General features: G+C 51.3%; 13 protein-coding genes. 1 reads left to right on the top strand and 12 read right to left on the bottom strand.

Annotated elements, in window-relative coordinates; genetic code table 11:
• Positions 1–74: 74 nt before the first annotated feature.
• The 7 genes from rsmI to I2H39_RS26490 all read right to left on the bottom strand — a co-directional run bounded on the left by rsmI (position 75) and on the right by I2H39_RS26490 (position 7,452).
• Positions 75–920 (bottom strand): 16S rRNA (cytidine(1402)-2'-O)-methyltransferase, encoded by an 846-nt coding sequence (gene rsmI / locus I2H39_RS26520; RefSeq protein WP_138310388.1) that lies wholly within the window; start codon positions 918–920, stop codon positions 75–77.
• Between the two features lie 75 nt (positions 921–995).
• Positions 996–1,724, bottom strand: coding sequence for a tRNA1(Val) (adenine(37)-N6)-methyltransferase (locus I2H39_RS26515; RefSeq protein ID WP_171042693.1), 729 nt, complete (start codon positions 1,722–1,724; stop codon positions 996–998).
• 43 nt (positions 1,725–1,767) lie between these two features.
• On the bottom strand, positions 1,768–2,697 hold the full coding sequence (locus I2H39_RS26510) for a stage 0 sporulation family protein (protein ID WP_138310389.1): 930 nt from the start codon (positions 2,695–2,697) through the stop codon (positions 1,768–1,770).
• A gap of 33 nt (positions 2,698–2,730) precedes the next feature.
• Positions 2,731–3,720: a DNA polymerase III subunit delta' gene (holB, locus tag I2H39_RS26505; protein WP_195627942.1), complete on the bottom strand. Its 990-nt coding sequence runs from the start codon at positions 3,718–3,720 to the stop codon at positions 2,731–2,733.
• 171 nt (positions 3,721–3,891) lie between these two features.
• The gene (locus tag I2H39_RS26500) at positions 3,892–4,653 is read right to left on the bottom strand and encodes a response regulator (protein ID WP_195627941.1); all 762 of its coding nucleotides are present in this window, start codon (positions 4,651–4,653) and stop codon (positions 3,892–3,894) included.
• Positions 4,646–6,364: a sensor histidine kinase gene (locus I2H39_RS26495; protein WP_138310392.1), complete on the bottom strand. Its 1,719-nt coding sequence runs from the start codon at positions 6,362–6,364 to the stop codon at positions 4,646–4,648. The genes I2H39_RS26500 and I2H39_RS26495 overlap by 8 nt, the downstream gene beginning before the upstream one ends.
• Positions 6,361–7,452: an ABC transporter substrate-binding protein gene (locus I2H39_RS26490; protein ID WP_195627940.1), complete on the bottom strand. Its 1,092-nt coding sequence runs from the start codon at positions 7,450–7,452 to the stop codon at positions 6,361–6,363. Before I2H39_RS26490 ends, I2H39_RS26495 begins: the two co-directional genes overlap by 4 nt.
• A gap of 195 nt (positions 7,453–7,647) precedes the next feature.
• Here I2H39_RS26490 and I2H39_RS26485 point away from each other — a divergent pair, with 195 nt between their 5' ends.
• Positions 7,648–8,502, top strand: a complete 855-nt coding sequence (locus tag I2H39_RS26485; RefSeq protein ID WP_195627939.1) for a hypothetical protein — start codon at positions 7,648–7,650, stop codon at positions 8,500–8,502.
• 66 nt (positions 8,503–8,568) lie between these two features.
• Here I2H39_RS26485 and I2H39_RS26480 read toward each other — a convergent pair whose 3' ends face one another.
• The 5 genes from I2H39_RS26480 to I2H39_RS26460 form a co-directional block, all read right to left on the bottom strand.
• Complete coding sequence (locus I2H39_RS26480; protein WP_195627938.1) at positions 8,569–9,702, bottom strand: mandelate racemase/muconate lactonizing enzyme family protein; 1,134 nt, start codon at positions 9,700–9,702, stop codon at positions 8,569–8,571.
• Between the two features lie 70 nt (positions 9,703–9,772).
• The gene (locus I2H39_RS26475; RefSeq protein WP_138310396.1) at positions 9,773–11,008 is read right to left on the bottom strand and encodes an MFS transporter; all 1,236 of its coding nucleotides are present in this window, start codon (positions 11,006–11,008) and stop codon (positions 9,773–9,775) included.
• A gap of 154 nt (positions 11,009–11,162) precedes the next feature.
• A complete protein-coding gene (locus I2H39_RS26470; RefSeq protein ID WP_138310397.1) occupies positions 11,163–12,626 on the bottom strand; it encodes a HAMP domain-containing sensor histidine kinase in 1,464 nt (487 codons plus the stop codon).
• A complete protein-coding gene (locus tag I2H39_RS26465) occupies positions 12,623–13,288 on the bottom strand; it encodes a response regulator transcription factor (protein WP_138310398.1) in 666 nt (221 codons plus the stop codon). Before I2H39_RS26465 ends, I2H39_RS26470 begins: the two co-directional genes overlap by 4 nt.
• 18 nt (positions 13,289–13,306) lie before the next feature.
• The gene (locus I2H39_RS26460; protein WP_195627937.1) at positions 13,307–14,881 is read right to left on the bottom strand and encodes a BCCT family transporter; all 1,575 of its coding nucleotides are present in this window, start codon (positions 14,879–14,881) and stop codon (positions 13,307–13,309) included.
• Between the last annotated feature and the right edge of the window lie 8 nt (positions 14,882–14,889).

Below are 14,889 nucleotides of genomic sequence, written 5' to 3'. Positions count from 1 at the left end.
GGCATCTAAGCCGCAGGTTCTTTCTATATTATTACTGCTTTCTATACTATTACCTTCTATATTACTGCATCTAATCACAGAAGCTGCTGGTACACATCCCGCTTTGTGATTCCCCGGTCCTTTGCCACCGCCTTCATGGCTTCCTTCCTATCCATACCCTGGTCTGTATAATAGGACATATGTTCCTGGATTTCCATCTCTTCCCAGCGGCTTATCTGCTCCTTGCGGAGCTGTTCCAGAGGCTTTCCTTCTATTACTATGACACACTCCCCTTTGGGCTCCTCCACCTGGTAGTGTTCCAGGGCCTCCCGGAACGTGGTCCTGTAAGCTGTCTCATATTTTTTTGTAAGCTCCCTGCATATGGTTATGTTCCTGTCCCCGAGAACCTCATATAAATCTTCAAGGGTCCTCACCAGATGATGGGGCGCCTCATACACGATGATGGTTCTGGTCTCCTGCCTCAGCTCCTCCAGGATTCTGGCCCGTTCCTTCTTATCCCCCTTCTCAGAGGGCAGAAATGCCTCAAAGCAGAATCTCCTGGTGGAAAGCCCGGACATGGTAAGGGCCGTGATGCAGGCTGCCGGGCCCGGAAGGGAAGTGACCCGGATTCCCGCCTCATAACACTGCCTTACCAGCTCCTCTCCGGGGTCCGATATACCTGGGGTCCCTGCATCCGTAATCAGGGCTATGTTCAGCCCTTCCTCCAGCTGACCCACCAGATATCTGGCCTTGTCCACCTTGTTATACTCATGGTAGCTGGTCATGGGAGTCTTTATATCAAAATGATTCAGAAGCTTGATGCTGTGGCGTGTGTCCTCCGCAGCAATCAAATCCGCTTCCTTTAATGTCTTAAGTACCCTGAAGGTAATGTCCTCCAGATTGCCGATTGGCGTGGCGCAGAGATATAATGTTCCTGCCATGAGCCTCTCCCTTCTGTCCGCTGAGCCCCGTTTGTCCGTCCATTGGACTCCTGCCCTCGCACATCATATAATCCGTCAATATCCGTAGGTGGTCCGTATCTCCTGGGAATACTCCCCATTCTGGTCAAAAACAATAACCGGGGCTTCCATCTTAAGGAGAGGTCCCCCTCCCCTCACGGCCTCTATGAGCACCATGTTGGCCTCCCTGTCCCCATAGGGGTGGACCATCTTCATGCGCTTTGGCTCCAGTCCATGATGTTTCATGGTGGTAATGATTTCAATCAGGCGCCTGGGCCTGTGGACCATGTAGAAACGTCCTCCGGGCCTCAAAACCCGGGTTCCCTCCCTCACCACATCCTCCAGCGTGCATTTTACCTCATGGCGGGCAATGGCCTTGGCATCCTCCGGATTCTTAAGTCCATGGGATTCATTCATATAAGGGGGATTGGTGGTTACCACATCAAAAGAAGCCAGTGCAAATAAACTGCTGGCCTCCGCTATATCGCCGGTGACGATGTCCACCTTGTCCTCCAGATGATTATATGTCACGCTCCGCCTGGCCATATCCGCCGACTCTTCCTGTATCTCCAGGCCGGTAAAATGCCTTCCCTCTGTTTTGGCGGTCAGAAGAATGGGGATAATGCCTGTACCTGTCCCCAGGTCCAGCACCCTCTCCCCCTTTTTCACCACGGCAAAGCCGGACAGAAGGACAGCGTCCATGCCGAAGCAGAACGCGCCCTTCCTCTGGATGATTCCATAATGATTGCGCTGCAAATCGTCTATCCGCTCGTCGTCCCGCACCATAATGGTCCCTTCCTGACGCCAGGTATGTTTCACGGTAACTGTATCAGTTGTCATCCAGCTTCGACTTTCCTTCCTTCTTTTCAAGGGCCTCCAGCTGTTTCAGCTCTGCATCCGGCGTGTCGCCTCCGTGCTTTTCCCCGCCTTTGCCCTTTTTCTTCCTGGGCTTGAATTTAAGCTGGTCTACCTTGTATTCCCTGATTTCCTTTTCATCGCGCTCCACGGTCACAATGACCTTTACCTGCTGGCGCAGCACGTTGACACTGTGCACCTCGCCCTTTAGCCCGTCATTGGTGGTCACGTAATCCCCCGGATTGGGCAGCTTGCTGTTTAATACCTCATATGTTTCCTCTTCATTCTTAAGGCAGCACATAAGGCGTCCGCACACCCCCGATATCTTGGTGGGGTTTAAGGACAGGTTCTGTTCCTTGGCCATCTTGATGGACACAGGGATGAATTCGGACAGATAGGAGTGGCAGCACAGCGCTCTTCCGCAGATGCCGATACCTCCCATGATTTTTGTCTCGTCCCTGACCCCCACCTGGCGCAGTTCAATCCTGGTCTTAAACACACTGGCCAAGTCCTTCACCAGCTCCCTGAAATCGATTCTTCCGTCGGCCGTAAAGTAAAACAGGACCTTATTGTTGTCAAATGTATATTCGGCGTCAATAAGCTTCATCTCCAGGTGATGCTTTCTGATTTTTTCCTGGCAGATTTTGAAGGCATCCCTCTCCTTCTGCTTATTTCTGGCTTCTGCAGCCTCATCTTCATCCGTTGCCATGCGGATGACTGATTTTAAGGGCGGAACCACCTTGGATTCATCCACTTCCCGGTTTCCCAGAACCACATACCCGTATTCAATGCCCCTGGCCGTCTCCACGATAACGTGGTCGCCTGTCTTAATCTGGCGGCCTGCAGGGTCGAAATAATATATCTTTCCTGCGGTGCGAAAGCGCACCCCGATTACTGTAATCATTTTATGTTCTCCTTCTCTTGCAGCCCCGGCACGTTAATTCTCCTTCATGGTGAGAAGCATCAGCTCCATGACCAGTTCGGTGTTCACGTTGGCGTCCAGCCTGATTCTGGCCTTGTCAATGGCCTCCAGAATCCGTTCCAGACCGTCATACCCGCTTGTGGTGCTGACACTCTTGACAGTAGAGAATTCGTCCTTGAATATCAGCAGGTTAATATCCTTTGTGGTCTTATACATCAGGATATCCCGGTACCACATTTGCATAAAGTCCAGGCATTCCCGGATATCCAGATTCTCCTCCTTAACCTTGCGGATGTAGTCTAAGAGTTCAGATATATCCGTATCCTTGATGTGTTTCAGAAGGCGGAGCATCTCTTTATACATAACCCCAAACTCCTCTGACTGGGCCAGATGAATGGCTTTCCCCAGGTTTCCCCTGGCAAAGGCCGCATAGATATCGGCCTGGCTCTCATCCTCCCCCAGCGACTGGACCAGATATTCCTTTACCACTGTATCCTTTAAGGGTTTCAGCTTAAGCTGCACACACCTTGACAGGATAGTGGGCAGGAACGAGTCCTGGTTGGTGGTCAGAAGCAGGATAACTGCATAGGCAGGCGGCTCCTCTATGGTCTTCAGGAGGGCGTTCTGCGCCTGTACCGTCATCTTTTCCGCTTCATCCACTATATATATCTTATAATAACTGCTGTAGGGACGTACCTGTATGGTATCGTTAAGCTGTTCCCTTATATCATCCACGCCAATGCTGGCGGGCTTCTCATGTGTCACGTAAATCAGGTCCGGATGGTTCCCGGAAAGTACCTGCTTGCAGGCATGGCACTGCATACAGGGCTCTGCCATTCCCTTCTCGCACAACAGGCTGAGGGCAAATGCATTGGCCAGGGATTTCCTTCCCATTCCGGCCTCGCCGCTCAGTATATAAGCATGGGAAACCTTCCCTGTCTCCACTGCGTTGCGGAAATGTTCCTTTATCTGTTCATGTCCTAATATATCGTTAAATCCCAACATAGTGATTGGCTCCCCCTTGTGCTGCCGGCCTGGTTTTCAAAACCAGGAAAATGCCTGAAACCGGTCTGTCCGGACCTCTGCCCTGATGGGGACAAACGTCCTCAATAAGTATAGCATAAGAATTTTTCAATGTATAGTACTACATTTTTCCCTGTTTTCCCTATTTATAACCTATCTGCATCTATCCTGATACTCCGACGGGGACACCCCCAGAATCTTCTTAAACTGGGCGCTGAAATAAGCTGTATCCGAATATCCCACCTGGTCCGCCACCTCGTACACCTTCACCCGGCAGTCCTTCAACAGGTTCATGGCCACCTGCATCCGGTAATAGGCCAGGTAGTTGGTAAAGGTATAATCGGTTTCCTTCTTAAAGACCCGGCTCAGATAGCCTTCGCTGATTTCCAGGAAGGAGGCCACGGTGCTGATAGTAATATCCTCCCGGTAATGCTCCCTGATATACTGGGTGGCTGCCTCCACGTACTTATTCTTGGTTTTCCGGTCCGAATGGAACCGGAGGACCGGGGCGGCATCTGTTTCCTCCTCCCTGGCCGGACGCTCTTCCATCTGCTCCCTGATGTGTTCCACTGCATGTTCCAAATCTCCGTCCCTCAAAGGCTTCAGCAGATAATCGCTGACGCCCAGCCGCAGGGCGCTCTGGGCGTACTTAAAATCCCCGTAGGCCGTCAATATGATAAATTTGGCGCGGCAGCCCTGCTCCCGCAGTTTTGTTATCATCTCCACGCCGTCCATCCTGGGCATCTTTACATCCGTCACGATAATATCCGGTGAAAGGCGCACTGCCAGCTCCGCCCCTTCTTCCCCGTTGGCAGCCTCCCCTGCAATGACGCAGTCCAGGGCCGCCCAGTCAATGGTCAGGATGATTCCCCTCCTTACCATTGTCTCGTCTTCCACCACAATGACCTTATACATCCGGCACCTCCTTCTGAACCGGCAGCCTGAGTGTAATGGTGGTTCCATCCTCCGTAACAGCCGCCCTCATACCGTATTCCTGTCCGTAATATATTTTCAATATGTTGATGACATTGTACAAGCCCAGATGGCCGTCCCGCTTAGCCGGGGAGTCGCTGTTAATCCAGTCCACCATGTCCTGTCCCATGCCGCATCCGTCGTCTGTCACCGATATATTCAGTATCCCTTCCTTCTGGAAGGCATAGATACAGATATAGCCGTGCTCGCATCCGTCCAGCCCATGGATAATGGCATTTTCAACCAGGGGCTGCAGAATCATCTTGGGCACCATGCAGTCCTCCAGCTGGTCCGGTATCTCTGTCTCGTACAGAAACCGTCCTGTAAAACGTATTTTCTGTATCTCCACATAGCTCTCTATGGTCTCCAGTTCCTCCCTCAGGGTAATGAAGGGCCGGCTGGATATGCTCTTTCTCAGGATAACCGCCAGGTTTTCCGCCAGCACGGCAATCTCCGGCACCTGGTTGATTCTGGCGCTCCACTTAATGGAATCCAGGGTATTGTACAGAAAATGGGGATTCAGCTGGGTCTGGTACAGCTTAAGGGTTGTCTTATTTAAGTCCTTCTGCTTCTGCACCGTGTCCTCCAGGTATTTCTGCAGGTCACCGGTCATCTGGTTAAAGCTCTCTGTCAGCCTGCCTAATTCATCCTGGCGGCTGGTATGGATGCGGATGGATAAATCCCCTTTCTTCACCTTAGCCATGGCTTTGTCCAACAGGCTCACCGGCTGGCCCATGCTCCGGGACAGCGCGCCTGCTATAATAAGGCAGAGCACCAGCCCCAGACCGGACAAGGCTAAACTCACCGTACCCATGGTGCGCACAGCAGGAGCGCTGATGGGAGCCGAACAGCGCAGCAGGATGTAAAAGCCCCTGGAAGGCTCCCTGGTCCACAGATATCTGGTGTATACCCCTCTTTTCTCCGTTCCCCCCTGGCCTGAAATGGTATGTTCGATAATATCATTGATTTCTCTTTCCCCGTACTCAGGCCTGGAACAGTAAAGTGGTTTTTGGTGGGAATCCAGCACCAGCAGGGTGTCACCGGATGAATAGAAGCCATTCAGCAGGTTATCAAAATTTTCCCTGGTAAAATCCAGCACCACATATCCGGTTCTGGCTCCATGGGCGCTCTCCAGCGAAAATGCTCCCTGCATCAGGACATCACTGCCAGAAGAGGAAAGGTAGGGGTCAGTCCTGTAATAGGTGATTCCCGGTTTCTCCGACGCTTTGTTGAGCAGTCCCCAGCTCACAGGCAGACGGCTGCTTTTAGGCGCAGTATCCGTGGTAAAACGCAGTTTTCCGCCTGCATCGTAGATGCTGAACTGGGCATGGCTGTAAATCTCCTGGACAGCCTGGTACATGGACAGGTATAAATCCTTCTGGAACTCTATGGTTTTATTGTCAATCATAACCCAGGCAGCAGAACCGTCCTCAGTCAGTGTTTCACAGGCGTTCTGGCAGTTCTCCAGCAGCTGGGCAAACCGTTCCCTGACTTCCTCCAGCTGCTGGTTTCCGTCCACGGTTATCTGGCGGTTAATGGAGGCGGTGAACAGGCGCATCATTACAACGCTTGAAAATGTAAGGGGAACCAGGGCTACCAGGAGGCAGCCCAGGAATACCCTGGCCTTAAAAGAGAGTCTCCGGTACCATCTCATTCCACAGGCCTCCCTTCTCTACGGGACAGTATGCCGTTCCACCTGGCCAGTACGTCCTTCTTTTCCCTGGAAAGCTCCTCCAGGTCCATCTCAATCAGCGGAAGCCTGCCAATGGGCGACAGTCCGGGCAGCGGCGGCACATCGCTTCTCACGGACCTGCGGTTTAAATCCGATACCAGAATCCGCTGGACATCCCTGCTCACCGTAAAATCCAGGAACTGCCTGGCAGCGTCAGGGTTTGTGCATCCCTTTACAATGGCTGTGCCGTCCGGAAGAGCCGTGGTGCCCTCCTGCGGGTAAATATAGTCTATATCCGCTCCCTCAGACAGCAGGGCCTGGGCGGACTCCTCCATGGTGACCCCAAGGGAATACCGCCCGTCCAGGATACCGGCATTTACCTCCTGCATACTGTTCAGGGTGCCGTATCCCAGGTTTTCCATGAACTGTTCCAGATAATCCCCCTTTTTCTCCCACGTATGGACAGCCGTCACAAGGGCGGAGGAATACACATCGGACCTGCGCGGGTCCACAAAGGCAATTCTGCCCTTCCACCTGGGTTCCAGAAGGCTGTTCCATCCCACCGGCAGCTCCCGGTACGTAACCACATTTGTATTGTACATGATGACCAGGGGCAGGGCGGAAAAAGAGGTCCAGCGGCTATCCTCACACCGGAAATTTTCTGTTATGAATGCTGCTTCCGGGCTTTCATATACCTGCCAATGCTCCTTTGACTGTTCCAGTGTCTCTATGCCAACCCCGAACACCACATCCCAATCAGGTCCATCCTCAGCCTCCAGCCAGCCTGTCATTTCCTCGGAGGACCCGCGTTCCACCTTTACCATCAGATTGGTGCGCTCCTCAAACTCCTTGATGATGGGCTCATATATCTCTTCCTCCTGGGCTGTATAAAGAACCAGGTCCGGCACAGCAGGCATGGGAGCTGACTCCGGCCCCGGCTGGCATGAGGAAAGAAGGGCTGTGCAGAAAAGGCACAGGCCCCATAGCGCCGGATGCATCCTTCCCACGGCAGTTCTTTTCCTGCCTGCAATCGTTTTTTTCCTGCCAGCGGCAGCTCTGTTCATATACATGGCGGCACCCCCGTGTCCTATACTACCGGTAGAATCAGTCCTGTTTGCTACATTATATCAAAGAAAAACATATTTTTCCATTGCGGAAGCCCTTGAAATCATTCCCTTTGAAATCGTTCCCCTTGAAATCGTTCCTTCCCCATGTTACCCTTAAGGCAGAACGCAAAGAGTATCGTCAAAGGGGAGGCAGACAATATGAACGTGCAGATGATAGAACAATTTATCTGTTCCAAATATACGGACCAGCAAAAATGCGAGGATGGTCTTTTTATCAGTGATGACTTCATTGCCGTCATAGACGGTGTCACCAGCAAGGGGGCGCTGACATGGCCGGTACAGACAGAAGGCGCGGCCGGTACCCTTCCTTCCATGACCAGCGGCCGCTATGCCAGGGAGGTACTGGAAAAGGCCCTTAAAGCCATGAAGCCCAGCATTGATGCCGCCTCTGCCATAGAATATTTAAACCAGGCTCTGGCAGCAGCCGGCACCAGCCGCCGGGATTATCTGAGGGACCATCCTGAGGAACGGCTCCAGGCAGTGGTCATCCTGTACAGCTGTCACAACAGGGAGGTATGGGCCTTCGGAGACTGTCAGTGTATGATTGGGAATACGCTTCATACCCACAGCAAGGAAATTGACAGTCTTATGACAGAAATCCGCTGTCTCTATGACCAGGCAGAACTGATTTTAGGTGGGTCCGAGAATGAATTGGCAGAGCATGACCCTGGCCGGGTCTGCATCCTTCCTCTGCTGCGCCGCCAGTTTCTGCTGGCCAACCAGGACTGCCCCTATGGTTATGATGTGCTTGATGGTTTTTCCATTCATGCCCACCATGTATCCATTTATCCTGTCCTGCCCCAAACCCAGGTCGTCCTGGCCAGCGACGGCTACCCTGCATTAAAAGGCACTCTGGCTGAAAGCGAGGAGGCGCTGAGGGAGCTTCTGCAAAAAGACCCCCAGTGCCTCCGGGAAAACAGGGGCACAAAAGGGCTGGTAAAAGGCAACCAAAGCTTTGACGACCGGACCTATGTGCGGTTTATGGTTTTATAATCGGGAGCTGATATGCGGTAAGAGCGCCCCCTGTATAAACAGAGGGCGCCCTTACCGCACCTACACCTATTCACCTACATAAAAATCCTTAATCTCGTATTCCCTTAAAGCTTCCTCATCCGGCTCAAAGCCAAGTCCCGGCTTCTGGGGAACATGCATGTAGCCATCCTTGTCAACTAATACCCTGTCCTCCTCCTTAAGGATATAATCCCTGCGGTCAACCGTCCATACAGGCGGGTCAAAGGGATATTCCAGATATTCCGCATCGCTGACAGCACAGGCCATATGAAGGTTGGCCAGAAGTCCCACGCCGTTGGACCAGGTGTGCGGACAGAACACAGCCCCCTTGGACTGCACATAGTCGGCAATCTTCTTAGTGCGGGTAAATCCTCCGCACAGCACCGTGTCAGGCTGATACACATCATAGCTTCCCTTATCCGCCAAATCCCTGAAATCGTGCCATCTGCGGTTCATCTCGCCGCCTGCAATACGAATATCCGTCATCTCCCGCAGGCGGGCCAGGTTGTCGTAATCCGCGTGATGGAGCGGCTCCTCCAGCCAGTATACACCCAGCTTCTCCAGCTCCCTGGCCACCTTGACCGCTTTTTTCAAATCCCAGATACGCTCCACATCCCACGGCATTTTCCAGGCCTGGTTGCCGTCCACCATGATTTCCATCTTATCGCCAATAGCCTTCCTGACAGCCTCTATGACCTTGATATCCTCCCTTACATCCTCATGATGGAAACGGATTTTCATTGCCTTAAATCCCATGTCCACATATTCCTTAGCCTTCTCAGCCCTTTCCTCAGCCGGAATCCTGGCGCCGCAGGAGCAGTATGCCTTTATCTTATCCTGCTTCCCTCCCAAAAGCTTATATACAGGCTGCCCGCATTTCTTTCCTATGATATCCCACAGCGCAATATCCAGAGGCCAGCACCTTCCATAATGGAAATCAATGTTGTCAATGACCTTGTTATGGTTTTCCATCTCAAACGGGTCCTTGCCGATAAAGAATTTCTCATGTCCCGCAAAGCCTGTCATAAGGTCGCCGGAGCCAATTCCCGTAATTCCCTCGTCCGTGTATACATAAACAATGGTAGATGCAAACTTTACACGGGGATTCGGGTCCCATGATGCCAAAAATGGCGGGTCCAATGGCTTTGCATACTGTTTGATTTCAATGCCTGTGATTTTCATAAAATACCTCCATACTTATATATGATTTTTATTTTTTCTGTTTAAGCTTATAGCTTCCCGGGCAGCTTTCTTATCCCTTAACCGGGGTCTTTCTGATACTCTTAATAAGGATGACTGCCACGGCAGCGCCAACGATACATGTACCGATGCCGTACAGGAACATGGAACGGTACCCCTGGACCCCCTGGTCAATCCAGCGTCCAATCATAGTGTACAGGAACACGTCCGGAAGATAACCGATGCAGGATGCCATACCGGAGACCGCGCCTGTAACTGAACGGTCTATCTGGGCCTCATCAATAACTGCAAAATAAATGCCTCTCACCGCGTACACGGTTACATTTAACAGGATGAAGTCAAAGACACAGAGCATGGCCAGCGAAGGCTGCTGAGGTGTCAGCAGGAATACAATCAGGAAGGCGATGATAGCCGTATATCCCAGCAGGACTGTCTTTATCCTGGAGCCAATCTTATCAGCCAGGAAACCGCCTGTGATTCCGCCTGCAAACTGTATGATGTATCGGATGCCTCCTATCTGGACGCTGAAATTCTTGGACATGCCGTATACGGATACCATGTAAGGCGGCAGGAAACTGAGGATTGCGTAAATGGAATAAGCGGTAAAGATTATGAGACAAATCATCCACATTTTCGGCATCAGAAGTACGCTCTTAATCTGCTGCACCAGGCTTGTGCCGCTTGCCGCATCCTCCTTCTTATCCTTAATCAGGAACCAGAGGGCGATACCAACTATGATTGCCAGAAGGGCATAGGAGCGGATCACCCAGCTCAGTCCGAACTTGCCGCCTCCCAGGCTGTTAAAAAGTCCCAGAAGCACAAACACTGCCGTGGCCGACACAACACCCCTGCCCCCTTCCAGGATGCCGAACAGCCTTCCCTGCTCATTGCTGTCCCCCAGACACCGCACCGCCTTGATAAGCGCGGACCAGTATGTAAGCACGGTGGTTACGCCGAAGGCCGCAAATATCAGCCTCATGGTGCCGTAGCTTGGGAAGGTGGAAAACAGAAGTCCCACCAGGCCCGTGGATATAAAGGAAATGGTCAGCAGCTTTCTTGGGGACACACGGTCTGCAATCCACCCGCCGAAGAAATAACATATCATGGAAATGGTTGCGTAGGATGTGGAGAGCGCCCCGAATTCCTCATTGCTTAGATTAAGGGCCTCCACCAGCGGAATATAAAATGTATTCCGGATATAGGGAAGCTGGAAAATGACACCAGTACCGCAGCAGAGCACCAACAGGGACGTCCACTTTTTCACATCAAATTTTTTCTTACTGTTCACTGTAAAACCCCCTTTGTACAGTCTTTACTTGTTTTTTGTTGATACGCGTCTCAACTTGTCTCCCATTATAGCGGATAAAAATCAAACTGCTGTCTTCTTGTTCAAAAGACAACAGTTTTGTTACAGCTTTGATACAATCCGCCAAAATTCCTTGTTATCTTATAATATTTGACGCCTCGTACATCCACAGAGTGTCCGGTTTAATCTGGTCTGTCTGGTCCGGCGACTCCAGACGCAGGTAGTCCCCAGCCGGGAACCCCATGGTGACCGTGGTATATACTCCCTCTGCGCTCTCGTATTTCAGCGAACCGTGATGATGCTGCATCACCGACTTGCAGATGGCCAGTCCCATGCCGAAACCGTCCTCCCCCTGGCTGTGGGCCTTATCTCCCTTATAAAACGGCTGGTCTATCTTATCCAGAATATCGGCCGGGATTCCGATTCCATGGTCCGTTACCCGGATAAATGCCAGGGCGTTTTCTTCCCCGGCCGCCCTGATTTCAATCAGTCCCCCTTCATGGGAAGCCTTAATTGCATTGTCCAGCACGTTTTCCATCATGGTAATAAGCAGCTCCCTGTCCCCATAGCAGAATATGCCCTCCGGGATGTCCGTGGTAAAACGGATTTCTTTCTGGTTGGCTTTCATCCGTACTGCCATCAGCGATGTCTCCAGCATTTTTTTCACATCCTGCCGTTCAATATTCAGCAGTCCCGGCTGTATGCGTGACAGCTTAATCATTTTCCGGGTAATGGAATTCAGCCTTTTGCCTTCCTCCAGGATATAGTCCAATGCCTGTTCCTGAAGCTCTTTATCACAGTCGTGGTTTTTTAGCAGTTCCGCATAGCCTATGATGGATGTCAGCGGCGTCTTGATTTCGTGGGTCAGATTGCCCACAATCTGTTTGTAATCATCAATGTTTCTGTTGATGGCAGCAGACATGAGATTGAAATTATGGGACAGCTCGCTGATTTCATCCTCTCCCTCCACGGGCAGCTTAAGGGGAATGGATTCCTGAGCCATGAGTTTTGCCGCCTCATTCAGCCGTTCAATGGGAGAGGTAATCCTCTTTGTTATCAGAAACATAATCATGGCTGTAATAAAAGCCTGAAGCAGGCACAGGGCAAAGAAAATATTCAGCTGCATGTCGCAGGATTTATATATATCAGATAAATCCTTAATCATCACTACCTTATACATCATATTGTCATATGGAAATTCAGACTCCACGTACAGATACCTGGAATCCCCTATGTCCTTCATATAAGTGGGCGTATAGGCTGCCTGCCCCTCCACAAAGGTGTAGCGGGGAGCCGGGGGGAACTTTTCAAAGCTGTCATATGTAAGCCTCTCCCCGGCCCATACCTGCAGGTACCGTCCCTCTCCCGCCAGCTCCTCCCTGAAACCGTCCATGAACCCTGACAAGCCTTTTCCGGCCTCTGACTCCTGAAAAAAATTCTCAATTTTCCCCGCGTATACGGACTGGTAATATTCCGTCCTCTCCATCTCTCCTTCCAGCGTAAAGTGCAGTCCTGTCACCACAAGATAAAATCCGCAGAAAAAGAAAATGGCCACGCTGGCTATGAATGCGCCCAGGAATATTTTCTGCCAAAGTTTCATCTGTCATCACTCCCCTTAAGCAGATACCCCACCTTGGTAACAGTCTGTATGATGCCTTCCCAATCCAGCTTTTTCCTCAGCCTCTGGATGTGGATATCCACAGTCCTGGTTTCCCCCACATAGTTATATCCCCATACATCGGAGAGGATTTCCTTTCTGGTCAGCACCTTGTCGCAGTTGGAGCACAGATAATACAGCAGGTCAAACTCCTTGGGAGTCAGCTCCATTTCCTTTCCGTCCTTAAGCACACGGTGCAGGTCAGGGTCCACACTGATGTTCCTGACATTGAGGGACACGGGACGGCGCCTGCACCGGCGCAGCACCGCTCCCACTCTGGCTAAAAGGTCCATACTGTCAAATGGCTTTGTTATGTAATCATCGGCTCCCACCTGGAGGCACTGGACCTTGCTGCTCAAATCATCCAGGGCAGTCACCACGATAATGGGCATCCGGAAATCCTTTACCCTGGCCAGGATATCAACCCCGCTTACCTTTGGCAGCATCAAATCCAGAATCAGCAGGTCAAAGGGTTCTGCCTCCAGAATCTCCAGTGCAAACTCCCCGTCATAAACCTGGCTGGTATCGTATCCGGCAAAGGACAGGTGGGTCTTAATCAGGTTGGATATGGCCTTATTATCTTCTGCAATCAGTATCCGGTACATGCTTCTCATCCCCCTATCTTACATTTCGTCATTTGTATTCTGGCTGCACTTATCGTATTTCCCGGGATTGCGCATTATCTTAATCAGTGCTGCGCAGGAGGCAATCTGCAGGAACATGGAGGGAAAACCGCCTATGCTGGCAAGAGTCTTTGCGCCTCCCACTCCTGTGAACACAGCCATGACAGCCGCCATAATGCCGATTATCAGGCCCCAGAGTATCTTAAGGGCCACCGGGGCCTCCATCTCCTCCTCAGACATTCCGCTGGTGCACACAGAAGCAATTGCATTGGTATTGGAATCAGCGGCAGTGACAAAGGATATGAAGGTGGCAAGCACAAACACAGGAATACACAGCTGACGCAGGGGAAGCACCTCGAAAAGCTTATATACAATGGATTCTGCCCCGGATGTCTCCAGCAGCGGAATCAGGCTCTCCTGCATGTGCATATGGATGGCGGTGCCGCCGAATATGGAAACCCAAATCATGGAAAAAACAGTGGGCACAAACAGGTTTATGATAATACAGTCTCTTATTTTATATCCTCTGGCCAGTTTCCCCAGGAACAAGGCTGTAACCGGCGCCCAGGCCAGGTAACTGGCCCAGTATCCCACCTTCATATTCCCCAGGCTGGACCAGGAACTGTTGCCAAGATTCATGGAATCCGTAAACAGATTGCGCATGAAAAAGGAATCCATCAGCTCTCCCACTGATTCCGTACCAAAATTCAGGATAAATTTTGTGGGACCAAACAGGAAAATGAACAGAATCAGAAACGAAAATATGTATACATTAAAGCTGGAAAGCCACTTAATCCCCTTCATAATGCCGGACGACGCCGATATGGTATAGACCAGTATAATGGCCGCCATAACCATTATCAGCATAATGCTGTTGGTGGGTATGCCTGTTATGTTGGATACGCCTCCTGCCACGGAAAAAGCTCCTGTGGACAGGGAACCGGACATGCCGGCGCAGAGTATGAAGATACAGAGAGCGTCAATGCCGTCCGCCAGTCTTCCCTTTGTGGCCCGTTCCCCCAGTAACGGAGAGATGCAGGACCCCAATGAAAATGGTTTCTTCATATTGTAATAGGTAAATGCAAACACGGTTGCCGCCAGGGCATAGATTGCATAAGGTGTGATTCCCCAGTGCAGATACATCTGGGCCATGGCAAAAACAGCTGCCTGGGGCGAGTTTGGCTCAATATCAAAAAAGGGCGACGGGTCGCTCATGAGATAAAGCGGCTCTGCCGCTGCCCAGAACATCAGGCCTGCCGCAATGGTGGTACACAGGCTGATAGCAAACCAGTTGAATTTGCCCAGTATTGGTTTGGCGTCCTTTCCGCCGATGACCGTGTTGCCGAATTTAGAAAAGCAGGCATAAAAACAAACTCCCACTGCCGCCAGTCCATAACCGGAAAACAGCCATTTAAAATTGCCCCAAATCCAATCCTTTACCCCGTTGACCACCTTCAAAAAGGCATCCTGGGACACAAACCCCAGTATCAATACCATTAACAGTACCAAAAACGGCGGCCAGAATACCCAGCCCCTTAGCCTGCTCTGCCTTTTTCCCCCTGACATGTTCCCCATTTAACAGT

This window comes from Clostridium sp. 1001283B150225_161107_B6 (genome assembly GCF_015556325.1).
Taxonomy (GTDB): domain Bacteria; phylum Bacillota; class Clostridia; order Lachnospirales; family Lachnospiraceae; genus Enterocloster.
Note: the sequence above shows the minus strand (reverse complement) of the source record. Positions and strands in the feature narration are given on the sequence as shown.